This window comes from Dyadobacter frigoris (assembly GCF_005280585.1).
GTDB lineage: Bacteria > Bacteroidota > Bacteroidia > Cytophagales > Spirosomataceae > Dyadobacter > Dyadobacter frigoris.
The window spans coordinates 51,246-74,125 of record NZ_SZVO01000005.1 but is presented as its reverse complement, the minus strand read 5'-3'; the positions used below and the strand labels follow the sequence as shown (position 1 = coordinate 74,125).

Below are 22,880 nucleotides of genomic sequence, written 5' to 3'. Positions count from 1 at the left end.
AAAATATTGATATGAATAAGTTACTGATTTATATATTTTCAGCATTTCTTCTGGCGTCGTGTACAGATTCCCTGGTTGAAAAACCAAAGTCGCTTGCGTCAGAAAATTTCTATAATACGGCTGCGGAAGTAGAGGCGGCGGTAAATGCAATTTATGGCCCGATGCGTCTTAGCGATGGCCTTTCAATAAACTATCCGTCTCAGCTGGAAGGTTTGGCTGATTATGGTAACTCCCGCGGGAGCCAGACTCCTGTAAGTTTGTACCAGGGTTTGGATAATACCAACATTAATCGGGTAGGCGTGATCTGGGATAACTTTTATCAGTCCATTCGGAATGCTAATCTTGTCATAGCCAATGCGCCAAACGGAACAAATATTTCAGACGCAGACAAAGTGAAATATATCGCTGAGGCGAAATATTTGCGTTCGCTGATTTACTTCGCCCTTGTTCGCAACTGGTCTGGTGTGCCGATAAGAACGGAAGCAAATATGACTATTGCCGATTTGAAACGTTCTAGCGTTGCAGAGGTTTATGAACTAATTCTGGCTGATGCACTGGAAGCAGAAAAAGGACTTCCAGATGTTCCGGCGGCTATTGGCAGACCGTCTAAATGGGCTGCGAAAACATTGCTTTCTGAAATTTATATGTACAAAGAAGATTGGAAATCTTCGAGTGCCAAAGCCAAGGAAGTTATCGATTCCGGTAAATTTTCACTGGTGGCCGTTTCACAGTCTGAGGATTTTCAAAAAATCTACGGACCGGAAGTAGTTAATACACCGGAAGAAATATTCTACTTTAAATACAATCGTCAGCAGGGATTTGGATTGGTAGGTTATGCGCACCGGAAAACCAGTGTATATAATTATTATGGTCCCGGTGGCGTATATGCACAATACACGGATTCGGTTTCGAATTCTGTAATTAAAAAATGGGATATCAAGGATTTGAGAAAAACACACATTCTTTACAATGTTGATATAGGTTTAGGGCCAAATTCCTGTCTTTACAGAAAATTCCGGGACCCAAGTGCTACCAATGGCGGCGGTAACGATTATCCATGGTACCGTTATGCTGATTTGCTGTTATTTCACGCTGAAAATGATGCCCGCGCAAATGCCGGACCGACTGCCGCGGCACTTGAAAGTCTGAACAAGGTACACCGCAGAGCTTACGGGTATCCGACTGAAACAGTTTCTCCTGTCGATTTTAAACTTGCTGATTTCACCCTGACTACGTTTATTGAAAAGGTTGTTCAGGAGCGGGGTTATGAAACAATGTATGAAGGAAAACGTTGGCTGGATTTGAAAAGATTGGGTATTGCAAAACAAAGAATACTGGAAGTCAAAAACATCGTTGTAGCTGAAAAACACATGCTCTGGCCAATTCCGAATTCCGAACTTTTGTATAATAAAGCGCTTACTGCTACTGATCAGAATCCGGGTTATTGAGTTGTAGAACTATTTTTTTATTTTATTATCGATAAAAATGAAAATAAAACTGGCGCATATCGCGTGCATCGTTGCTTTTGTTTTATCGGGGTTTCAGTCTAAGACTGAGACCCCGGAACAAGCCGATATTTGCATTTACGGAGCCACTTCGGCAGGCGTAATTGCGGCTTATACGGCTAAGAAAATGGGCAAATCAGTCATTTTGATTGAGCCTGGCAACCATTTGGGCGGAATGACTTCCGGCGGACTGGGTTATACGGATATCGGGAATAAATATGCGATAACTGGCTTGTCCAGAGATTTTTACCGCCGAATAGGTGCGCATTACGGGAAATTTGAACAATGGATTTTTGAACCTCATGTTGCTAAAAAATACCTTCAGCAGTATTTGGATGAAGCAGGGATCAAAGTTCTATATCAGCATAGAATCACAAAGGTCAACAAATCCGGAAAAGTGATTCAGTCCATTATTTTGGAAAAAAGTGATAATCCGGAAGCCAAAACCAATAAGGTTATTTCTGCCAAAATGTATATTGATTGTACCTATGAAGGTGATTTGATGGCAAAATCGGGTGTTTCTTATAAAGCAGGGAGGGAAGCAAATTCCGATTATAAAGAAACCATCAATGGCGTCCAGTTACAGGATGGACATCAGTTACCGGACGGGGTGGACCCGTATAAAATTCCCGGAAAACCGGAAAGTGGATTGTTATGGGGAATTGCAACCGGCAGTCTTGATCCAAATGGTAGCGGAGATAGAAAAGTACAGGCATACAATTATCGTATTTGTCTTACTTCTGATCCAAAAAATAGTATTCCAATATCCAAACCGGAAAATTACGACCCTTCTCAGTTTGATCTTTTGGTAAGAATGATGCAGAAACAACCGGCCAAAACGAAACTTGGAGATTATTTTATCTGGAGTAAAATGCCAAATAATAAAACGGATATCAATAACAGAGGCGGTTTTTCTACCGACATGATTGGTATGGATTATGAGTATCCGGATGCGGATTACAAAACCAGAAGGAAAATTATTGATAGTCATGAAAGCTACACGAAAAGTCTGCTTTACTTTTTTGGACATGATGAAAGAGTATTGCCGGCAATCCGTGAAGAAATGTTGAAATGGGGTTATCCCAAAGATGAATATACAGATTCGGGTAACTGGTCACCGCAATTGTATATTCGTGAAGCACGCCGCATGATCGGAAATTATGTCATGACCCAGGCGAATTGTGAAGGAAAAGAAGTCGTGAAGGATGGCGTTGGAATGGCCGCTTATCAGATGGATTCTCACAATTGCCAACGGATTGTGGTCAACGGAATGGTCAAAAATGAAGGAAATGTCGAACATAGCGGTTTTGGTCCTTACCCGATTTCTTACAATTCTTTGGTTCCAAAAGAATCCGAATGCAGCAATTTGCTGGTTCCGGTTTGTCTTTCAGCAACACACATCGCGTATGGATCTATCCGGATGGAGCCTGTTTTTATGGTGCTCGCACAATCATCTGCCGCAGCTGCCGTGATGGCGATTGAAGGAAAAACGTCTGTTCAGAAAATTGATATTGTAAAATTGCAGCACCAGCTTAAAACCAATCCGCTGGCCAATAATTCGGCTCCTGAAATATTGGTTGATAATGAAGATGCCAGCCATATCAAGACAGAAGGAGATTGGACAGTTCAAAAAAAAGGTGGTTATGGTCCTTCTTTTATCAAAGCTGATGATAATGGAAAATCTTCACGTTCGGTAACCTTTACGCCGACTATAACCAAAAACGGAGAATATAATATCTACGCCTATTTTCCTAAAATCCCAAAACTGGCGACAGAAATGGATTTGACAGTTTCTGATGGTAAAACAGATAAAGAAATCGTCGTCAAGGAATCTGATATTGTTGTGGAAGGCCAGACTTCCGGAGAATGGTTTCACGTAGGCAAATTCAATCTTCCAAAAGGGACCGCTTCAAATGTGAAAATATCTGCAAAAGCTGCGACAGGTACTTTGGTAGCAGATGCCGTTTTGTTTGTTCCTGATTTTAAATAACTAAAACCTAACCCGATTAAATAATGAGACAAATTTTGAGGCTGATAACAATAGCCATATTCGCATTTTCTTTTTCTTCCTGTTCAGCTGAGAAAACAAAGGATTCTTACAATGCGGACGTAATCATTTACGGAGGAACCTCAGGAGCGATAACGGCCGCTGTTCAGGTGGTGAAACAGGGAAAAACAGTTATCGTCATTTCCCCCGACAAACATTTAGGAGGACTTTCTTCCGGCGGACTTGGTTTTACTGACACCGGGAATAAATCAGTAATCGGTGGCTTGTCAAGAGAATTTTACCACCGCGTTTACATGGAGTATGACAAACCGGAAGGATGGAAATGGCAGAAAAAAGAAGACTATGGTAACAAAGGCCAGGGCACACCCGCCATGGACGGAACGGACAGAACGATGTGGATTTTTGAACCGCATGTTGCTGAAAAGATTTTTGAGGATTTTGTAAAAGAAAACAATATCAAAATTTACAGAGATGAGTGGCTCGACCGAGCGAAAGGTGTAACCAAAAAAGATGGTAAAATCATTTCTATCAAAACCCTTTCCGGAAAAACTTTTACTGGCAAAATGTTTATCGATGCCACTTATGAAGGTGATCTTATGGCGGCTGCCGGAGTGAAATATCATGTAGGACGTGAGGCGAACAGTGTTTATAATGAAGAATGGGACGGAATTCAACCGGAAGTTTTTCAGCACGGTCATTATTTTCAAAAAAACATAAGCCCGTATAAAATTGAAGGCGATCCGAAAAGTGGATTGCTGCCTTATGTTTCCGCGGAGAAAATTGGTGAAAAAGGAGCAGGTGATAACAAAATCCAGGCTTATTGTTTTCGGATGTGCTTGTCGGGAAATCCGGATAACCGTATCCCTTTTCCAAAACCTACAGGATACGATGCTTCTAAATATGAGCTGCTTGCACGCGTTTACAAAGCGGGCTGGACGGAAACTTTTAACAAATACGATCCGATTCCAAATAAAAAAACGGATACAAATAATCACGGCCCGTTCAGTACCGATTTTATTGGCATGAATTACGATTATCCGGATGCAACTTACGAAAGAAGAAAAGAGATCATCAAAGAACACGAGCTTTATCAAAAAGGCCTGATGTACTATCTTTCAAACGATTCGAAAGTGCCGGCAGATGTGCGTAAGGAAATGAATAACTGGGGTCTGCCAAAAGATGAATTTAAAGATAATGGCGGTTGGCCGCACCAGATTTATGTGCGGGAAGCACGTCGGATGATCGGTCAGGAAGTGATGACGGAAAATGAAACATTAGGCAAAAAAGCTGTTTCAGAATCTGTGGGTATGGGCTCGTATTCATTGGATGCGCATAATGCGCAGCGTTACGTAAAAGCAGATGGTTTTGTTCAAAATGAAGGAGATATTGGTGTGCATCCAAAAAATCCTTACAGCATTTCCTACGCTTCTATTATTCCAAAAAAAGAAGATTGTCTGAATTTGCTGGTGCCGGTTTGTTTATCAAGTTCTCACATTGCCTACGGCTCGATCCGCATGGAACCCGTTTTTATGATCCTCGGACAAAGCGCAGCGACTGCCGCCGTTCAGGCTATTGACAGAAACGTTTCCGTTCAGGAAGTGGATTATGCCAAACTAAAAGAGCAGCTATTGAAAGATAAACAACGTCTGGAATTGTAAGCTTATAATGCTTATTTATCAGAACCTGATTCTAAGTTAACTTTTATATCAATTATAGTCTATATAGCCGGATAATAGTCCGGCTATTTTATATAATATTGCATAAAATCCTGAAAAATTTTTAATAACAGAATGAATACTCTGGTAACACCTCGCTCAAACCTTTCACATCTTTTCAGTGCACCTGTTATTGTTGCTGCATTGGGCTATTTTGTTGATATATACGATTTACTTCTTTTTGGGATTGTTCGTCTGCCAAGTCTTGCTTCGCTTGGGCTTTCGGAAGCAGAAATTTCATTGACCGGAGCAAGCATTTTAAACTGGCAAATGACGGGTTTGCTTATCGGCGGTATTCTTTGGGGTATTTTGGGAGATAAAAAGGGGCGTCTTTCTGTACTTTTTGGTTCAATTATTACCTATTCTCTTGCCAATATTGCCTGTGGTTTTGTACAAGATCCAACCACTTATAAATTACTTCGTTTTGTTGCAGGCGTAGGCTTGGCTGGTGAACTTGGTGCAGGAATTACACTGGTTTCAGAAATTTTACCAAAACATTTACGAGCCATTGGTACTTCGCTGGTAGCAGGGATCGGTTTATTAGGAGCGATTGTAGGTTATTTTACGGTTGAATTTTTTGCCTGGAGAAATGCTTATTTCATCGGTGGCGGTTTAGGGATTTCGTTGCTTTTACTTCGTATTGGTGTTTTTGAATCGGGTATTTTTGAGGGTGTTAAAAGTCAAAAACATATAGCAAAAGGTAACTTTTTTGCCTTGTTTACCAACAAAGACAGATTTTTCAGATATCTGAAATGCATCGGTATTGGGCTCCCAACCTGGTTTGTAATTGGAATTTTGGCCACTTTTAGTAATGAGTTTGGAAAAGCGCTGGGTATTACCGAACCAATAAAACCCGGTCTTTCGATCATGTGGTGTTATGTCGGACTTTCTGTCGGAGATTTTTTAAGTGGTTTTTTAAGCCACTGGCTGGAATCACGCAAAAAGGCTGTATTTATTATGATGTCTTTTACGTTAATATGCAGCGGAATTTATTTGTATACGGGAATTAAAACGGCTTCGAGTTTATATACGGTTGCAACGCTACTTGGATTCGGGATCGGATACTGGGCCATGTTTGTTACCATTGGAGCAGAACAATTTGGTACAAACCTTAGAGCCACAGCTGCAACTACTGTTCCTAACATGGTACGTGGAATGGTGGTGGTTATGACGACGTTGTTCGCGTCCTTTAAAGGTTCTTTTTCTGTCATTGATTCTGGAGCACTGGTTGGGTTGATTTGTTTTGTACTGGGCTTTTATTCTATTCTTACTATTCCGGAAACGCATGGTCGTGATCTGGATTTTTTAGAGGAATAGAAAGACAACATATTCCTTAGATTTATTAATCATTGAAAAATAATAAAATGGAAAGACGGGTAGCGCTTAAAAGTATGGCAGCAGCCATGGGAGTGATGGTGAGTTTGCCAGCGTGGGCTTCGGGTTGGAATGACTCTTCACTTGGAAAAGTAAAGTTTTCCAAGGCTGGCCAGGCTGAGATTTTGAAAGGGGTTGTGGAGGCAATTATTCCCGCAACCAATACGCCGGGAGCTGGAGAACTGGGTGTTGCAATATTTGTGCAGCGTATGGTGACCGATTGCTACGATAAAAAGACGCAGGATACTTTTAACAAAGGAATTGCAGGTTTGGATGTCCAAAGCAATAAAAGTTTTGGGAAATCTTTTACAGAGGCCAACAAGAACCAACAACTGCAACTTTTACAGGAATCGGAAAAAAGCACTGATCCGGAAACAAAAGGGTTTTTCGGGTTATTGAAAAACCTGACGATTCAGGGATATATGTCGTCTGAGTACGTGATGACTAACCTGACACATTTCGAATTTATTCCTGCAAGATATCATGGTTGCGTTCCTGTTGTGAAAGGGTAAGTTTATCCCGGAAAATAGATAAGAACTCAGGATCAGAGATTAGAAAAAGAATTAGAAAATACCAAAATGGCGAATTTTAATATTGATAGTGAAAAAGCCCGTACCTATGATGCCATCGTCATCGGTTCAGGGATCAGTGGAGGATGGTCGGCTAAGGAGCTTACGGAAAGGGGATTGAAAACGCTTGTTCTTGAACGTGGACGGGATGTTCAGCATATCAAAGATTACCCGACTACGAACATGCAGCCCTGGGAGTTTGATCACAGGGAGCGCTTGCCCAAGGAAGTAACGGATGCGAATCCGATCGTTAGCAGATGTTATAATTTCAAGGAATCTTCACAGCATTTTTTTGTAAAGGATAATGAACATCCCTATGTTCAGGAAAAGCCTTTTGACTGGATTCGTGGCTATCAGGTTGGTGGTAAATCTTTGCTTTGGGCAAGACAAACCCAGCGTTGGAGTCAGTTTGATTTTGACGGACCGGCAAGAGATAAATTCGCAGTAGAATGGCCGATTGGTTATAATGACATAGCGCCCTGGTATAGCCATGTTGAAAAATTTGCCGGCATCACAGGAAATAAAGATGGTATTGATACTTTGCCGGATGGTGAATTTTTAAGACCGCATGAATTGAATTGTGTTGAAAAATATTTCAAAGAACAGGTCGCGAAACAATACAAAGATCGTCATATCATTATTGGTCGTGCGGCTCACCTTACTGATCCTCAGCAAATTCATCTGGATCAGGGACGTGCTCAATGCCAGAATCGTACGATTTGTGAAAGAGGTTGCCCCTTTGGTGGATTTTTTAGCAGTAATGCTTCTACCATTCCCTGGGCAATGAAAACGGGAAATATGACACTGCGTCCGCATTCTGTTGTTCATTCTGTTATTTATGATGATAAAAAACAAAAAGTAACAGGTGTCCGCGTGATTGATGCGAATACAAAAGAGATGATGGAATTTTATGCCAATATCATTTTTGTAAATGCTGCGGCTCTGAACACCAATCTTATTCTGATGAATTCGATTTCGTCACGTTTTCCAAATGGACTTGGTAATGATAGCGGTGTTTTGGGTAAATATGTTGCGTTTCATAATTACCGGGCTTCCGTTTCAGGTGAATATGAAGGTTTTCTGGATTCTACTACGGATGGGCGCCGGCCTAACAGCGGTTATATTCCACGTTTCAGAAATGTTTACAAACAGGAAACCGACTTTCTGAGAGGGTATGCAGCAGGTTTTGGTGCAAACCGCATGACTTATTCTGATCGCAGTGATATCGGAGAATCTTTGAAATCAAGTCTGCTTGATACGAAATACGGGAACTGGAATGTTGGGTCTCACATGATGGGAGAGACAATTCCTAAGGAAAGCAGTTATGTTGCACTGGATAAGGATTTGAAAGATCCATACGGAATGCCGCAGCTGAAAATCAATATCGGCTATGACGATAATGATGAAAAGATGATCAAGGATTATATCGAACAGGTTACTGAAATGTTCACGAATGCGGGTTTCAAAAATATCCGTTCACACGACGGACATAGAAATCCAGGTAATGATATTCACGAAATGGGTGGTGTACGTATGGGTAAAGATCCGAAAACATCGATCCTTAACAAATGGAATCAGATGCACGCAGCGAAGAATGTTTTTGTTACCGATGGTGGGTCAATGACATCAACCTCGACTCAGAACCCGTCGCTGACTTATATGGCGTTCTCTGCGCGCTCTGTGGATTATGCAGTAAAGCAGATGAAGGCGAAGAATTTGTAATAATTGAGAATTTAAGAAATTTCCGGAGGGAGTTAAGTTTTCAAAACTTGACTCCCTTTTTTGTATGTTTGCGTTGAAAATTACACACACTAAAAAATATGGATATGCTACCGACAGGACGATTTATCGACCCTTTTACCGACTTTGGTTTTAAGAGATTATTCGGTTCCGAGCCCAATAAAGATTTGCTAATAGATTTTCTTAACCAGGTCATGGGAGAAGACAGGCAAATTGTTGATCTGACCTACAATCCAACTGAACATTTTGGTCACTCGGCCGAAAATCGGAAAACAATTTTCGATCTGCTTTGTACAGGCTCGAACGGAGAACAATTTATAATTGAGATGCAGCGTGTTCGTCAGGAATATTTTAAAGACCGTTCTTTATACTACACTTCATCCTTGATAACACAACAAGCACCCAAAGGAGGGCCACAGTGGAATTATCATCTGAAGCCGGTTTATTTGATTGGCATTATGGATTTCAGTTTTGACGATACACACAGTGAACAGTATTTGCATAGAATTCAATTAATGAAGACGGATACCCTGGAGGTATTTTATGATAAGCTTGGTTTTGTTTTTATCGAAATTCCCAAATTTTTGAAAAATGAAAATGAGCTAACCTCAGAACTGGACAACTGGTTGTTTTTGTTGAAGAATATGAGCAGGTTAGATAAAATTCCTGTATTTTTACGTAAACCAGTTTTTAGTAAATTGTTTAACATTGCAGAAGTCAGCAATCTAACGGGAAAAGAAAAAATGGCCTACGATCAGAGTTTGAAAATAAAATGGGATAACTACAGTACTATGAGTTATGCCATTAAGGAGGGTAAAGCTGAGGGTAAGAAGGAAGGATTGAAGGAAGGATTGAAGGAAGGTAAAGCGGAAGGTCTTAAAGAAGGCAAAGTAGAAGGTTTTAAAGAAGGCAAAGTAGAAAATCAAAAAGAAATCGCATTGGCTATGAAGAATAAAGGAATGGAAATTTCCCTTATTCAGGAGTTAACGGGTTTGTCGGAAAAAGAAATTGAAAAATTATAGAAACTATTTGAGGTTTATGTATTCATAAAGCAAAAGCTGAGTCTCTCAAACTCAGCTTTTTTTGTAAAATCCTCTAAAGTTTAGCAAGCCACTTTTCATTTTTTAGTAAAGTTATTAACACAACAATATCAGTCAAGACGCCAGCAAGTGCCAGTACTGCACCGAAATTTTTTGTTGTTTCTGAATCGATAATAAGATTTATTCCTGCCAAAGCGAGTATTGTTCCTATTAGTAGCAAGCCGATTTTATTCTGCAATTTCATATGAAAATCTTGATTAGGGTTTAGACATTAGACTTTTCTAAACAAAAAGGTCACATCTTAATGCAAGATTTTTTCTGTCTAAAAAACGTCATTTCCTTATTTAATATAAATTTTTCCAATTATTTTCTTATCGTACTAGGGGAATTTTAGTGCAAAAAAGTCTTTTAATTATTACAAAATAAAATACTCAATGCGCGATCCTTTGCTACATGAAGAACCTAAGACAGAAAATCCTTTTCTGTCACCTTCTCAGGAAGACAAACCTCGTTCACAGGGGATAGACTCTGGGTTATTTTTGAAAACCACTTTCCAAGAAAATCCCTCGAAAGGACTGGAACTTCTGTTCAGAAGATTTTATAAACCGTTGTGCAGCCATGCTGTCCGTTTTGTTTATTCAAAACAAATTGCGGAAGATCTGGTAAGTGAAGTGTTTTTTCAGTTTTACCGCACAAAATCTTACGAGCATATTACTTCATCCTATACCAGCTATCTTTTCCGTGCGGTCCGTAATGAATGCTTTACACATTTACGTCGTGAATTTGGGAAAACGGATGTCATTGAACTTACCACTGAGAATACAATATCTATTCAGCAACAGCAGCCTGATGCAGAAATTCATTATAATCACCTTTTTCTTAAAGTAAACGAAGTTATCGGTGAGCTTCCCACACAATGCCGGAAGGTATTTTTGATGAGCCGTTTTGAAAGTAAGAAATACCATGAAATTGCCAGAGAATTAAATATATCTCCCAAAACCGTTGAAGTACATATTTCAAAGGCTCTTAAACATCTGCGTATCGCATTGAACGGTGAATGGATTTTACCCTGCCTTCTTTTGCTCATCGATACTTTTAGCATCCAGCCTGTCTGACGATTGCTGGCCCATCTCTTGAATTGAAAATAACACAACATGGAAGAACCTTTGAAATATATTCTTTTTGAGTATTTGTCCGGAAGGGCGAATCCGCTTGAAAGACAACTTGCTGAGGACTGGTTGAAAAATACTGAACATACGGAAATATTCCATCAATGGCTTTTGGAATGGGAAACTCGTTCTCCTCAATTTATACCGGATCAGGAGAAGGCAATGAGCAGGCTTTTGCAAAGAATAAATCAGGATAATGAGGAAACAAAAAAAGAAACCGAAGAAGATAAGTCGCATGTCAAATCTTTAAATTCAATTCAAATCCAAAGGTACGGGCTGATTGCGGCCTCGGTTTTGATGCTGGTTTGCTGGGGTTGGTTTTCGCGTAATCTTATTTTGTACAAAACATTTGAAACAGGATACGGAAAGACCACACAAATTTATCTGGAAGATGGCAGCAGCGTTTCTCTTAATGCAAACTCACGTTTAAAAATTCCCCGATTCGGATTTTATGGCACTGTCAGGAATGTTGTTCTGGACGGAGAGGCTGAGTTTTCTGTCAGTCATACCATTGATCATAAGCGTTTTGTAGTAAAAACTTCGGATACTTTTCAGGTAGAGGTTTTAGGTACTCAGTTTTCAGTTTTTGCCCGTCCGCGTGGCACTAAAGTAGCGCTTACCCGTGGGAAGATAAGAATTGATTATGCACATGGAAATGAAAAACAGCAACTGCTAATGAATCCGGGAGATTTGGTAACCCTTGAAAAAGCAGGTGAACTTAAATTGACGAACGGAACGGATACCAAAAGATACAGTGCCTGGAAGGAACAGCGATTTATATTTAACGCTACTTCTTTAAAGGAAATCAGCGCGATGATCCAGGAAAATTTTGGCAAAAAAATCATCATTGCAAACGAGAGAATTGCGAGGCGTACCATTACAGGAAACTTCAAAACCGAAGATGCAGACGAATTGCTGAAAACAATATCTGAAGTACTGGATCTCAGAATTGAAACCGCCGGTAATTCCATAATAATAACAGATAACTAACTATTTCTAACTCCCTTTCAATATGCAATTAACACTATCACGTAAGCACTGGGTGGGGATTGGGCTTGTCTTTGCGACACAATTTTCGCAGGCAGTCCAAAGCCAGACCGTTGCATTTGCCTCTATGCCGGCACGCCAGTCTTTGGCCGTCAGGCAGGAAATGAAATTGAAAAATGCATTGCTGGATCTTCAGCAGCATTACGGTGTCGAAATTGTTTTCGAAGATCGCCTGGTTGGACAGCTTAATATTATTGCCGGATCCATGGATCTCACCAAGCCACTTGAAAAGAATCTTGAATTGATACTTTCGCAAAACGGACTAAAATTTAAGAAGACACGCAAGAACACCTATGTGATTGTGGAGGGTAAAGGACCTGTCAAAACCAGTGTATCGGCGCCTGTCGAAAGGAAAGAATCTGCGATGCTTTTCGAAGGGAATACTGTAAATCTTATCAATGCGCTAAATGGCCATACGATGGTAACAGCCATTGATAAAACCATTACCGGTAAAGTTATTGATGAAAAAGGCTCAGGTTTACCTGGTGTAAGTGTTATTGTAAAAGGGACCCAGCGTGGTACTTCAACAAATGGCGAAGGGGAATTTCAACTGGATGTTCCGGATGAAAAAGCTGTGTTGGTTTTCAGTTTTGTTGGATACAAATCACAGGAAATCACTGTTGGCAGCCAGTCGAAAATTTCTCTGAATTTAGCTCCTGACGAAAATGCATTGGACGAGGTTGTCGTGGTAGGGTATGGTGCTGTGAAAAAATCTGATTTGACAGGTGCGGTGGGTACCGTAAAAGCGGAAGCTTTGCAGGAACGTCCGGCGTCCTCACTTAACCAGGGACTTTCCGGTCGGGTAACAGGGGTAAATGTATCTTCAAATTCAGGTAGGCCGGGAGGTCGGGCCAATATTCGTATACGTGGAGCGAGCTCTTTGAGTGTATCTAATAATCCATTGTATGTAATTGATGGTGTAATACTTAATGCAGTTGATTTGCAAAACGGCAGCACACCTATTGACTACATCAATCCGAATGATATTGCATCCATTGAAGTTTTGAAAGACGCATCTTCCACAGCCATTTATGGAGCGCGTGGCGCCAACGGGGTTATTTTGGTCACTACCAAACGCGGAACTCCCGGAGGTGGAAGGATAACGTATGACACTGATTTTAGCATTGGTATTGCACCAAAAAAACTGGCAGTACTTAATTCAAAAGAATTTCTGGCTGTTGAAGATCTGGCGTATGCCAATGCAGCAAAATATGATCCGGTAGGATGGGCAACCGGGACAAAATATACCGATCCTAAAACCAAAAGAACCAATCCGAAATTGTTTGACTCGCAGGGAAACCCGCTTTATGATACGGATTGGCAAGCCGAATCATTTCAAAAAGCCTTCGCCCAAAACCATCAGCTGGGCATTACTAACGGGAATGAAAAAGGAAGTTATGGTGCTTTTCTGAACTATCGCAATCAGGATGGTATTGCGCGTGGTTCGTGGCAGAAAAGATTTTCAGGCCGCTTCGTATTTGATACACAAATAAAAAGCTGGCTGAAAGTTGGAGGTACCCTTGGCTACACTGATCAGAACGAAAAACAGGTTGACCAGCTCGATGGGGGCGGTATTACTATGATGCGGCAGGTTTTGGAAGAATTGCCGATTATTCCGGTAAAATATGCGGATGGAACCTGGGCCAGTAATCGGGACTATCCGGGAATGGAAGGTGGAGATAATCCTTTAAGGGTGTCGACCGACAGATTATATTTTCTGAGAACCCAAACAATGCTGGCGAATATGTACGCCACCATTCGCCTTGCTGATGGTCTGGAGCTGAAATCAACAATTGGTACGAATGTGATCAACCAGCGGACTGACTATTTTGCCGCCAAAGGAATGCAATACATTTCTGATAACGGAGATGCCTATGTACGTAATAATAGATACAATTCGTGGCAATTTGAAAATTACCTTACCTATCATAAAGAATTTGCAAAAATACATTCTCTGAACGCCATGGCCGGTTTGTCATGGCAGCATGTTGATCGCTTTGATAATCAGGCCACAACACAAGGCTTTAACGATACTTACTTTCAGTTTTATAACCTTGGTGCGGGATCAAGTCCTCAGCCTCCGTCATCCAATGGACAAGCTTATGGTCTGAATTCATATTTCGCCCGTGTAAATTATGGTTTATTTAATAAATATCTTGTAACCTTTACCGGACGGGCAGACGGCTCATCCAAATTCGGAGCGGCTAATCAATATGCATTTTTCCCATCTGCAGCACTTGCCTGGAGGGTTACAGAAGAAAACTTTATGAAGAATGTACCAGCTATTTCGAATTTGAAAATTCGAACAAGTTATGGCGCTACCGGTAATTCAGAAATTCCGGCATATCGGTCACTGGCAGGTTTGAGCAATAACACATCAGCGATTGATTATAGTGTTATTTTCAATGGTATACGTAATATTGGCACTGGTATTGACCGTATGGCGAATCCCAATTTACAATGGGAAAAAACAAAACAAGTAGATTTTGGTTTGGAGCTTGGTCTGTTCTCTAATAGGCTGAATTTTGAGCTCGATCTCTATCGTAGAAAAGTTAATAACATGTTACTGGATGCTCCATTGCCATATAGCAGCGGATATACCAGCATCTTTTCTAACGTTGGCAGTATGGAGAATAAAGGAGTTGAATTTGCTGTAAATTCAACCAACATTAAGGCGGGCGATTTTACATGGAGTACTACTTTTAATATTTCGGTCAACAAAAACAGAGTTTTGGCTTTATCCGGTGGCAGTGATATATACTCAGGTAACGGGGTGATTAGGGTAGGCGAGCCTGTTGGATCTTTCTTCGGCCGGGTAAATCAGGGAACATGGGGGAGCAATGAAGTTGATGAAGCTAAGAAATACAATATGCTGCCAGGTGATATAAAATACAGGGATCTGAATAATGACGGTACTATAAACGATAATGACAGAACCATTATCGGGAAAGGCATACCTGACGGATTTGGAACATTCCTGAACACTTTCCAATATAAAGGATTTACGCTGACTGTTGACCTTCAATATATGTATGGTAATGATGTACTTGACAGAAGTATCCATTCGGCTGAGGACAGGCAAGGTATTGCAAATAGTTATAAAACAGTATTAAACGCGTGGACGGAAACGAATCAAAATACACCAATAGCGCAAATCAGACCTATTAATGCTTATTATACTACCAATAATGACAGTCACAAAGTTACTGACGGATCGTTTATTCGTGGCCGTAACCTTCTGCTTGCTTATACTTTCCCTTCTACGGTAACCTCCCGGTTAAAACTGGATCGTCTTCGGGTTTATGGCTCTATTCAAAACTTCTTTGTGGTCACAAAATACAAAGGATTTGATCCGGAAGTTTCCAACTCCAGCGCGCCTTTCGATCAAGGTCTGACATTGTACGATTACCCGAAACCACGGGTATTTATGGTAGGTCTTAATATTGGATTATAATTTATTGCAGACTTTTTTAAAGATGAAACAATGAACGGAATATTAAAAAAATATAGATTGCTGGTATTAATCGCCGGCACATTATGGTTTGCCAGTTGCTCCGATTTTTTGGATGAATCAGATCCGAGCAATTTTACGGTTGAGAATTATTTTACCAAACCGGAACATGCGAGGAGTTCTGTTAATGCCATTTATGCCAATATGCGTAAAATTATGGAGAGTGGTTTTGGCGGCGCGGACTGGTCAATGACCGAATTTGCAACCGGGCAGGCAGCCACAGATTTAGGACAGGCCGTTAACAGCTACTTCGTGAAAGATCTAAAAAATACTTCTGACAATAGTTACGGGCTTCGTTATTGGCAGTTTTACTATAAGGGAATTGCAAATGCAAATCTTTCTATCGCAAAAATCCCAGGTATCACAATGGATGCTGTGGAAGCAAAACGATTGATGGGAGAGGCCTACTTTCTGAGAGCGTGGTATTATTTCAATCTGGTGCGGTTATTTGGCAATATTCCTCTGGTTACTGAACCTACTTCATTGCAATCTGAACAGTTGAGACCTTCACAAGCAAATCCGGAAGAGGTTTACAAATTAATCGTGGATGATTTAACAACAGCTGAGGCATCGGGCTTACCATGGACTGATCCTTCCGGGAAGGTAAGTTTAGGGGCGGTAAAATCATTGCTGGCGAAAGTATATCTTACTATGGCTGGTTATCCCCTTCAAAAAGGCAGTACATATTATGATCTGGCGGCGAAAAAGGCGGAAGAGGTAATTGACTCCAAACAATTTAAATTGTTTGCCAGTTATGATGACCTTCATAATCCTGCTAAGAAAAATATTGAGGAAAATATTTTTATGATTCAATATAAGACGCAGATCATTCCTGGTACATGGCAAGGGTTTATTATTCCGTATAACAAAAATATTTCAGCTTATTCAGATGAAATGGCAGGCATTTACGCCACGGTTGATTTTGTGAAATCCTATGATCCTGCTGATTTGCGGACAAAAGAAAAACAGTTCTTTTTTACAAAATTTACAAACCAGTCTGACAGAAATCAGGAAGTGGCTTTGGGTGGGTATTTTATTTACAAACACTTTGACATTACCGCCCAAACCACTACTGCCAACAGCGATCTTAACTGGCCGGTTATTCGTTATGCCGATGTTTTGCTTATTTACGCGGAAGCATCTAATGAAGCAGGAGCACCAACCGCCAAAGCTTTTGATGCGCTTAATGGTACAAGATTAAGAGCGCAATTACCAGCGTTGTCCGGGCTTTCAAAAGACCAATTTAGAACAGAAGTCTTGAAGGAACGCTGGTACGAATTGTGTTTTGAAAATGTTACCTGGTTTGATATGGTTCGTCTACGCAAAGGATTTAATACGGCTACTAAACAGTTTGATGATTACGTAGGGCATAAGTTTTCTTACGGCCCTGTGATTACAGCCAGAGAGCTTTTATTCCCAATTCCAACGGTTGAGATAAGAAATAATACGAATCTTAAACAGAATACGGGTTATTAACTGAAACTATTTTGAGCAAAAGAGCTGCCGGAAACCAATCCGGCAGCTCTTTTTATTACCATGCTGGAAATATTTCTTCCTTAGATAAAACGGTTAATCAGATTTTCAAGATATTCCTGTCTTCCTGACAAAGTTGCCGGCTCGCCTTTACCGGCAGCCAATTCGAAAAGATCAGCAAGTCCAAGTTTACCGTTTTCAAATTCAGCACCTTTTCCAGAGTCAAAACTTGCGTAACGGTCCGTACGGATTTTGTCGTACTCACCGTTTTGTCTGATTTTATCAGCAATCACCAAAGCACGGGCAACAACATCAATACCACCGATATGTGCGTGGAAAACATCAGCCACATCGGTAGAGTTACGACGGCGTTTTGCATCGAAATTGATACCACCACCTTTCAAGCCACCAGCTTGTAAAATAACAAGCAAAGCTTTTGTCCACTCAGCAATATCATTAGGGAATTGATCCGTATCCCATCCGTTTTGGTAATCACCACGGTTTGCATCGATAGAACCTAAAATTCCTGCATCAGCAGCAACCTGCAATTCATGTTCAAATGTGTGACCTGCCAAAGTAGCGTGGTTAACTTCAAGGTTCAATGCAAAATCTCCAAGAAGATCATGCTGACGAAGGAAACCAATTACGGTTGCAGCATCGTAATCGTACTGGTGTTTTGTAGGCTCACAAGGTTTTGGTTCGATGAAGAATTTACCTTTGAAACCTTGTGCACGTGCATAAGCTACAGACATTTTCAACATTTGAGCGAAATGTTCCTGCTCACGTTTCATGTCCGTATTCAAAAGTGTCATATATCCTTCACGACCTCCCCAGAATACGTAATTTTCTCCACCCAAAGCGATGGTCGCATCCAATGCCGTTTTGATTTGTGCGCCTGCGTGTGCAATCACATCAAAATCAGGATTGGTAGAAGCGCCATTCATGTAACGGTGGTGACTGAACAAATTGGCAGTTCCCCAAAGTAACTTAACACCTGAATCTTTTTGCTTTTGTGCAAGATATTGTGTCAAAGTCTGAAGGCGTTTTTCATTGTCACGAACGTCGTTGGTATAATCCACAACGTCAACATCATGAAAACAGTAATACGGCAATCCAAGTTTTGTGATCAATTCAAATGCAGCATCCGCTTTGTCTTTTGCGCGGTCAACAGCGTCTGCTTTTTTATCCCATGGATAAAATAATGTCTGTCCTCCGAAAGGATCACCACCATTCCCGCAGAATGTATGCCAGTAAGCCACTGCAAAACGAAGATGTTCTTTCATGCTTTTACCACCAACGATACGATTTTCATCATACCAGCGGTAGGCTAGCGGATTATCTGATTCCGGTCCTTCGTAGGCAACTTTTCCAATTCCTTTAAAATACTCCTGATCACCGAGTAATATGCTCATTGTGGTTTTTGTTAATGGTTTTTTAGATACTAAGGTTTAGGCAACGATGTAAAAAACGATAAAAAAGTAAAGCTTTTATAATTTGTTTAATACTATCCTGCGCCTGTTTTTTATTAAGTGTATTATTGACAATTTTTACTGCAATACTATCACTTATTTTTGAAAAAATGGAATGTTAAACGAAAAAAGGGCAGCGAAATATTTTCGCTGCCCTTTTTTCGTACTTTAAACTGCTTTTTTCTATCAGAAGAATTTAGCGCGACGGTCTACAATTTTGGCGTTTTCACGAATTGCTTCGTTTACCAGATATGAAGAGCGGCTTTCCAGAGATTGGGTAAGCTGTGTTTTGTTTTGTGTGAAATCTGCAATTTTAGGAGCATCTGTTTTATTGATCAGATCCATAATGAACACACCGTTTTCGCCTGTGAATACACCTGTTTTCTGACCTGGTTTCAAACCAAATACTTTTCCTAATGCAATCGGATCAAAACCTGCGCTGGTTAAGAAACCTGTTGCCAGTGAAATATCGTTTGCTGTTTCAATAAGAGCACCAGCACCGTATTTTTTAGCAATTGTTTCAAGATCGCCCGTTGCACCTTTAAGTTTCGTAGTAATTTGTTCAGCTTTCAATCCGTTACGAACTTTCGTTGTCAGCTCATCACGGAAGTCGTCAACTTTAACATTATCCTGATCTGATTTTCCTGTCAGAACAGCTACGATATATTGTTCTTCTGTTTCAAAAACCTGAGAAACAGCATCAATTTTCGTATCATCTTTAAATGCCCAACGAACTACCTCGCGGCCATTTTGAATTGCATTAACGTTTGTAGCACTTTCCGGAATACGGTTTGCAGTGGCAACTACAAGCACTTTGTTCTTTTTGATTGCTTCGTCAAATTGTGCTTTCGTTTTTACCGAGTTAGCAAATTCATCTGCTTTACGGTAAGCTTCGTCACGTGTTGCCTGGCTAGGCGCAATGTTTTTTCCAATAGCGGCAATACGATAAAGCGTGTTACTTTTAGTTGCGGTTACTTTAATAATATGGAAACCAAACTGGCTTTCGATCAATTTTGGAATAAGACCTGTTGAGCTTGCAGAGAAAACTGCGTCTTCAAATGGCTTAACCATAGCGCCATTGTTCTGGAAATAACTAAGATCACCACCGCGTTGCGCTGAACCCGGATCTGCACTTGAGGTTGCAGCCAAAGCTTCAAAGTTTGCACCGGCACGAATCTGAGCCAAAATGCCTTCTGCACGAACACGTGCTGCTGCTTTTGCTGAATCCGACTGATTTTCTGCTCTGATCAAAATATGGCTTGCTCTTGCAGATGAAACGGTATCAGTACGTGTTCCATCATATTTGTAGATGAAATAAGTGTTTCCCTCACGGTATGGTCCGTAAACTCCGCCAACAACAAAAGATTTTGAAGCTTCTTTTAACTGATCCGACATTGTTGCTAATGACATATTCATTGGCAAAGCAACATCAGAATTCATTTTTGCATAAGATGAATCGTTTGGTGCAGTAGCAAGCCCACGAGCCAATTCTTTAATTTCATTGTAAAGCGCAGTACTGTCGTCTTTCGCAGGCTGAACCGGGAAACTAACATATTCTATTGAACGTGTATCGGTTCCTTTGTATTCAGAACGGTGAGCGCTCAGGTAGCTTTCAAGCTGAGAATCTGTTACTTTAATTGTAGTATCTACAATAGAAAAGTAAGGAACATATAAATAACGTGTTGTTGCTTTTGTATTTTGAGCAACATATTCCTTTTCAGCCTGCGCCTTAGGAATATATGTAGACAATTTCAAAAGGTTTTCGTATTTGCTGCGGATGCGTTCTTCACGAAGACTTGTTTCAAAATTAGTCCATGATTTTTGTTGCTCAACAGGTAGTGTCTTTAAGTTTTTCAGGTAATTAACAACCGCGTTTTTGTCAAAACGACCTGATGTCGGATCAGAAAAAGCCTGAAGAATAGAAGGGCTGATGTGATTTCCCTGAACCATATCAACTAATTCGTCATCCGAAACGGATAATCCCAACTTGTCAAATTGCTTTTTGTAGGCGATGTCAACTACAAATTGATTCCATGCCTGATCACGCAATGAAGCAAGTTCGTTTTCATTCAAACTACGGCCCGACTGAGCCTCATAATTCTGACGAAATCCATCTACCCGACTCTGGAAGTCCTTGATATTGATTTCCTTACCAGCGATCTCGCCGACAGTTTGGTTGTTGTTTCCACCTAGTATGGAATTGGGGCCCATAAGGTCACCGCCAACCATAAATAAGATCAAACTGATTGCAATTACTGTGACAGCAATTCCGGATTTCTCTCTGATTTTGTTAATTAAAGCCATTTCTATTTTCAAATTAGACCCGCAAAATAAAATCTTTTCTGCGTGGAATCCAAGGGGGATTTATAATTGATAACTGATAATTACAAACATAACACTAAAATTCGTTACAATTCTGAACTTTTTTTAGTGAAGGTGTTTCAGATTAAATGCATAAACAATACACATCACTGAACTTAAAAGTACTCCGGCAATGGCTGTAAAAACACCCAGCCAGCCTCCAACAACCAGAAGGGAGCCAAAAAATGCTACGGCTATTCCGGTCAGATATAAGTAAAATCCGCGTTTTTTAAGATTCCACATCAGGTAAGCACCATATAATGAAAGCGATTCAAAAATAATCATCACGATGGCTCCTTTCTGCATTACATCCCTGGTTGTACTGTTAATGACAGACTGAATGATCGGATCCATAATTTTGGCATCTGCTTCGGAGGATTGTTTTTCAATTTTGTCGCGGGCGGCTTCCAGCATTTCATGCATTTGGTAAGCAGCAACTCCGGGATTCCATAAACGTTCAGACTGGACCCATAAGCCTGACATTGAATTGAGAAAAGTAAATATGCAAAGCACAGTAAGCACTGTGGGGCGGACGATTGGATTCATTGATAATAATAAAAAGTTCGTAATGACGATTGTCAAAAACAGGGCGCAAAATTTGCCTATTTAGATGAAAACACCAAAAGCATTTGAATATTCTTCGCAGGGTACATACTTTTACGATTTTATTAGTATAAAAGTAATTTTACATCCAAACAGAAAGCCAAATAATATGAGTCTTCAAATTCTGACTGACCGCGTTACCACCATGCTGGGTACAGATAGTGGACTGGATTCAACAGTTAAATTCAAAACGGACGAAGGAAGTGTTTTTATAAACGCTAAGGTTGTGCCGAATACAGTTACAAATGATGATCTGGACGCTGATTGCACATTGGAGATTTCTGCAAAAAATGCATTGAAATTAATGGACGGCGATTTGAACGCCATGATGGCACTTATGTCCGGTAAGTTGAAAATTGATGGTGATATGGGTGTGGCAATGAAAATTGCCGAGACTTTTGGCGGGAAATAATGAGAAAGTCATGAAGTCAGATTTTAAAAATCTGACTTCATGACAAAAAATCAAAGCTCCAATTCGCGCAAATACATCTGAATCGTATTTTCCAATCCCAGATATAGCGCATCAGAAATCAGTGCATGGCCAATGGAAACTTCGTCCATCCATGGAATACACTGTTTTAGAAAACGAAGGTTATCCAGACTCAGATCATGTCCGGCATTTAATCCCAAACCAACTTCCCGTGCTTTTTCGGAAGCTTTTACAAAAGGAATAACTGCTTTTTGTCTGTTTTCAAAATAATAAGCGGCATAAGGTTCTGTATATAATTCAACACGATCCGCTCCGCATATTTTTGCACCTTCAACCATTATTGGATCCGGATCAACAAAAACGGAAACACGGATATTGGCCGCTTTAAATTCCTGAATTAATTCTGTTAGTAAATATCGGTTGGCGATAGTATCCCAGCCGGCATTTGAAGTTATCGCGCCTAAAGCATCCGGAACGAGCGTAACCTGATCAGGTTTGGTAGCCAGCACGAGATCGATAAATTTTCTTTCCGAAGGATTTCCTTCTATGTTGAATTCAGTTGTTACAACTTCTTTCAGGTCATAAACATCCTGGTAGCGGATATGACGTTCATCCGGGCGTGGATGGACTGTAATTCCCTGTGCACCAAACCGCTCACAATCCAGGGCAACTTTAAGAACATTTGGGTTATCGCCTCCGCGCGAATTCCGAAGTGTAGCTATTTTGTTAATGTTTACGCTGAGACGAGTCATGGTGAAATTTTTAATGATAGAATAATAGAATGATAGAATTTTGAATGATAGAATGTGAAGTGATGCCGTTTGTTGTTTATTCTATCATTCACTCATTCAAAATTCTATCATTCG

The 22,880-nt window shown here is 40.4% G+C and carries 17 protein-coding genes; 12 read left to right on the top strand and 5 right to left on the bottom strand.

The window, feature by feature from the left end; all coding sequences use genetic code 11:
* Positions 1-11 precede the first annotated feature (11 nt).
* From FDK13_RS11680 to FDK13_RS11650, 7 genes are all read left to right on the top strand, one after another.
* Positions 12-1,448 carry a RagB/SusD family nutrient uptake outer membrane protein gene (locus tag FDK13_RS11680; protein ID WP_137340182.1) on the top strand — a complete coding sequence of 479 codons (1,437 nt, stop codon included), beginning with the start codon at positions 12-14 and terminating at the stop codon, positions 1,446-1,448.
* Positions 1,449-1,485: 37 nt separating this feature from the next.
* A complete protein-coding gene (locus tag FDK13_RS11675; RefSeq protein ID WP_137340181.1) occupies positions 1,486-3,495 on the top strand; it encodes an FAD-dependent oxidoreductase in 2,010 nt (669 codons plus the stop codon).
* A 23-nt stretch (positions 3,496-3,518) separates the two neighbouring features.
* Complete coding sequence (locus FDK13_RS11670) at positions 3,519-5,171, top strand: FAD-dependent oxidoreductase (protein WP_137340180.1); 1,653 nt, start codon at positions 3,519-3,521, stop codon at positions 5,169-5,171.
* 132 nt (positions 5,172-5,303) lie between these two features.
* Positions 5,304-6,545 carry an MFS transporter gene (locus FDK13_RS11665; protein ID WP_137340179.1) on the top strand — a complete coding sequence of 414 codons (1,242 nt, stop codon included), beginning with the start codon at positions 5,304-5,306 and terminating at the stop codon, positions 6,543-6,545.
* A 47-nt stretch (positions 6,546-6,592) separates the two neighbouring features.
* Positions 6,593-7,114, top strand: coding sequence for a gluconate 2-dehydrogenase subunit 3 family protein (locus FDK13_RS11660; protein WP_229216016.1), 522 nt, complete (start codon positions 6,593-6,595; stop codon positions 7,112-7,114).
* A 66-nt stretch (positions 7,115-7,180) separates the two neighbouring features.
* Positions 7,181-8,893: a GMC oxidoreductase gene (locus tag FDK13_RS11655; protein ID WP_137340178.1), complete on the top strand. Its 1,713-nt coding sequence runs from the start codon at positions 7,181-7,183 to the stop codon at positions 8,891-8,893.
* A gap of 104 nt (positions 8,894-8,997) precedes the next feature.
* The gene (locus FDK13_RS11650) at positions 8,998-9,933 is read left to right on the top strand and encodes an Rpn family recombination-promoting nuclease/putative transposase (RefSeq protein ID WP_137340177.1); all 936 of its coding nucleotides are present in this window, start codon (positions 8,998-9,000) and stop codon (positions 9,931-9,933) included.
* Between the two features lie 73 nt (positions 9,934-10,006).
* Here the strand turns inward: FDK13_RS11650 and FDK13_RS11645 are convergent, their stop codons facing one another.
* Positions 10,007-10,195, bottom strand: coding sequence for a hypothetical protein (locus FDK13_RS11645; RefSeq protein ID WP_137340176.1), 189 nt, complete (start codon positions 10,193-10,195; stop codon positions 10,007-10,009).
* Between the two features lie 190 nt (positions 10,196-10,385).
* Here FDK13_RS11645 and FDK13_RS11640 point away from each other — a divergent pair, with 190 nt between their 5' ends.
* The 4 genes from FDK13_RS11640 to FDK13_RS11625 are packed head-to-tail and all read left to right on the top strand — an operon-like array spanning position 10,386 to position 17,154.
* A complete protein-coding gene (locus FDK13_RS11640; protein ID WP_137340175.1) occupies positions 10,386-11,066 on the top strand; it encodes an RNA polymerase sigma-70 factor in 681 nt (226 codons plus the stop codon).
* A gap of 39 nt (positions 11,067-11,105) precedes the next feature.
* Positions 11,106-12,110, top strand: a complete 1,005-nt coding sequence (locus tag FDK13_RS11635; protein ID WP_137340174.1) for a FecR family protein — start codon at positions 11,106-11,108, stop codon at positions 12,108-12,110.
* A gap of 22 nt (positions 12,111-12,132) precedes the next feature.
* Entirely contained in the window at positions 12,133-15,621 is a 3,489-nt protein-coding gene (locus FDK13_RS11630) for a SusC/RagA family TonB-linked outer membrane protein (protein ID WP_137340173.1), read from the top strand.
* 30 nt (positions 15,622-15,651) lie between these two features.
* Positions 15,652-17,154 (top strand): RagB/SusD family nutrient uptake outer membrane protein, encoded by a 1,503-nt coding sequence (locus FDK13_RS11625; protein ID WP_137340172.1) that lies wholly within the window; start codon positions 15,652-15,654, stop codon positions 17,152-17,154.
* Between the two features lie 80 nt (positions 17,155-17,234).
* Here FDK13_RS11625 and xylA read toward each other — a convergent pair whose 3' ends face one another.
* The 3 genes from xylA to FDK13_RS11610 all read right to left on the bottom strand — a co-directional run bounded on the left by xylA (position 17,235) and on the right by FDK13_RS11610 (position 21,464).
* Positions 17,235-18,563 (bottom strand): xylose isomerase, encoded by a 1,329-nt coding sequence (gene xylA, locus FDK13_RS11620; RefSeq protein WP_137340171.1) that lies wholly within the window; start codon positions 18,561-18,563, stop codon positions 17,235-17,237.
* A 243-nt stretch (positions 18,564-18,806) separates the two neighbouring features.
* On the bottom strand, positions 18,807-20,924 hold the full coding sequence (locus FDK13_RS11615; protein ID WP_137340170.1) for a peptidylprolyl isomerase: 2,118 nt from the start codon (positions 20,922-20,924) through the stop codon (positions 18,807-18,809).
* A gap of 123 nt (positions 20,925-21,047) precedes the next feature.
* On the bottom strand, positions 21,048-21,464 hold the full coding sequence (locus FDK13_RS11610; protein ID WP_229216015.1) for a hypothetical protein: 417 nt from the start codon (positions 21,462-21,464) through the stop codon (positions 21,048-21,050).
* A gap of 127 nt (positions 21,465-21,591) precedes the next feature.
* Between FDK13_RS11610 and FDK13_RS11605 the strand changes: the two genes are divergently transcribed.
* Complete coding sequence (locus FDK13_RS11605; protein ID WP_229216014.1) at positions 21,592-21,996, top strand: SCP2 sterol-binding domain-containing protein; 405 nt, start codon at positions 21,592-21,594, stop codon at positions 21,994-21,996.
* 50 nt (positions 21,997-22,046) lie between these two features.
* On the opposite strand, the gene FDK13_RS11600 is transcribed toward FDK13_RS11605, so the two are convergent.
* Entirely contained in the window at positions 22,047-22,766 is a 720-nt protein-coding gene (locus FDK13_RS11600; RefSeq protein WP_137340168.1) for a pyridoxine 5'-phosphate synthase, read from the bottom strand.
* Between the last annotated feature and the right edge of the window lie 114 nt (positions 22,767-22,880).

What these genes read in the sequence shown, in the direction of transcription:
- FDK13_RS11630 (WP_137340173.1), top strand. Translation starts at nt 12,133, where the DNA reads ATGCAATTAACACTATCACGTAAGCACTGGGTGGGGATTGGGCTTGTC.
- FDK13_RS11665 (WP_137340179.1), top strand. Translation starts at nt 5,304, where the DNA reads ATGAATACTCTGGTAACACCTCGCTCAAACCTTTCACATCTTTTCAGT.
- FDK13_RS11645 (WP_137340176.1), bottom strand. Translation starts at nt 10,195, where the DNA reads ATGAAATTGCAGAATAAAATCGGCTTGCTACTAATAGGAACAATACTC.
- xylA (WP_137340171.1), bottom strand. Translation starts at nt 18,563, where the DNA reads ATGAGCATATTACTCGGTGATCAGGAGTATTTTAAAGGAATTGGAAAA.
- FDK13_RS11680 (WP_137340182.1), top strand. Translation starts at nt 12, where the DNA reads ATGAATAAGTTACTGATTTATATATTTTCAGCATTTCTTCTGGCGTCG.
- FDK13_RS11600 (WP_137340168.1), bottom strand. Translation starts at nt 22,766, where the DNA reads ATGACTCGTCTCAGCGTAAACATTAACAAAATAGCTACACTTCGGAAT.
- FDK13_RS11640 (WP_137340175.1), top strand. Translation starts at nt 10,386, where the DNA reads ATGCGCGATCCTTTGCTACATGAAGAACCTAAGACAGAAAATCCTTTT.
- FDK13_RS11615 (WP_137340170.1), bottom strand. Translation starts at nt 20,924, where the DNA reads ATGGCTTTAATTAACAAAATCAGAGAGAAATCCGGAATTGCTGTCACA.
- FDK13_RS11670 (WP_137340180.1), top strand. Translation starts at nt 3,519, where the DNA reads ATGAGACAAATTTTGAGGCTGATAACAATAGCCATATTCGCATTTTCT.
- FDK13_RS11660 (WP_229216016.1), top strand. Translation starts at nt 6,593, where the DNA reads ATGGAAAGACGGGTAGCGCTTAAAAGTATGGCAGCAGCCATGGGAGTG.
- FDK13_RS11650 (WP_137340177.1), top strand. Translation starts at nt 8,998, where the DNA reads ATGCTACCGACAGGACGATTTATCGACCCTTTTACCGACTTTGGTTTT.
- FDK13_RS11635 (WP_137340174.1), top strand. Translation starts at nt 11,106, where the DNA reads ATGGAAGAACCTTTGAAATATATTCTTTTTGAGTATTTGTCCGGAAGG.
- FDK13_RS11655 (WP_137340178.1), top strand. Translation starts at nt 7,181, where the DNA reads ATGGCGAATTTTAATATTGATAGTGAAAAAGCCCGTACCTATGATGCC.
- FDK13_RS11610 (WP_229216015.1), bottom strand. Translation starts at nt 21,464, where the DNA reads ATGTCAGGCTTATGGGTCCAGTCTGAACGTTTATGGAATCCCGGAGTT.
- FDK13_RS11605 (WP_229216014.1), top strand. Translation starts at nt 21,592, where the DNA reads ATGAAAACACCAAAAGCATTTGAATATTCTTCGCAGGGTACATACTTT.
- FDK13_RS11625 (WP_137340172.1), top strand. Translation starts at nt 15,652, where the DNA reads ATGAACGGAATATTAAAAAAATATAGATTGCTGGTATTAATCGCCGGC.
- FDK13_RS11675 (WP_137340181.1), top strand. Translation starts at nt 1,486, where the DNA reads ATGAAAATAAAACTGGCGCATATCGCGTGCATCGTTGCTTTTGTTTTA.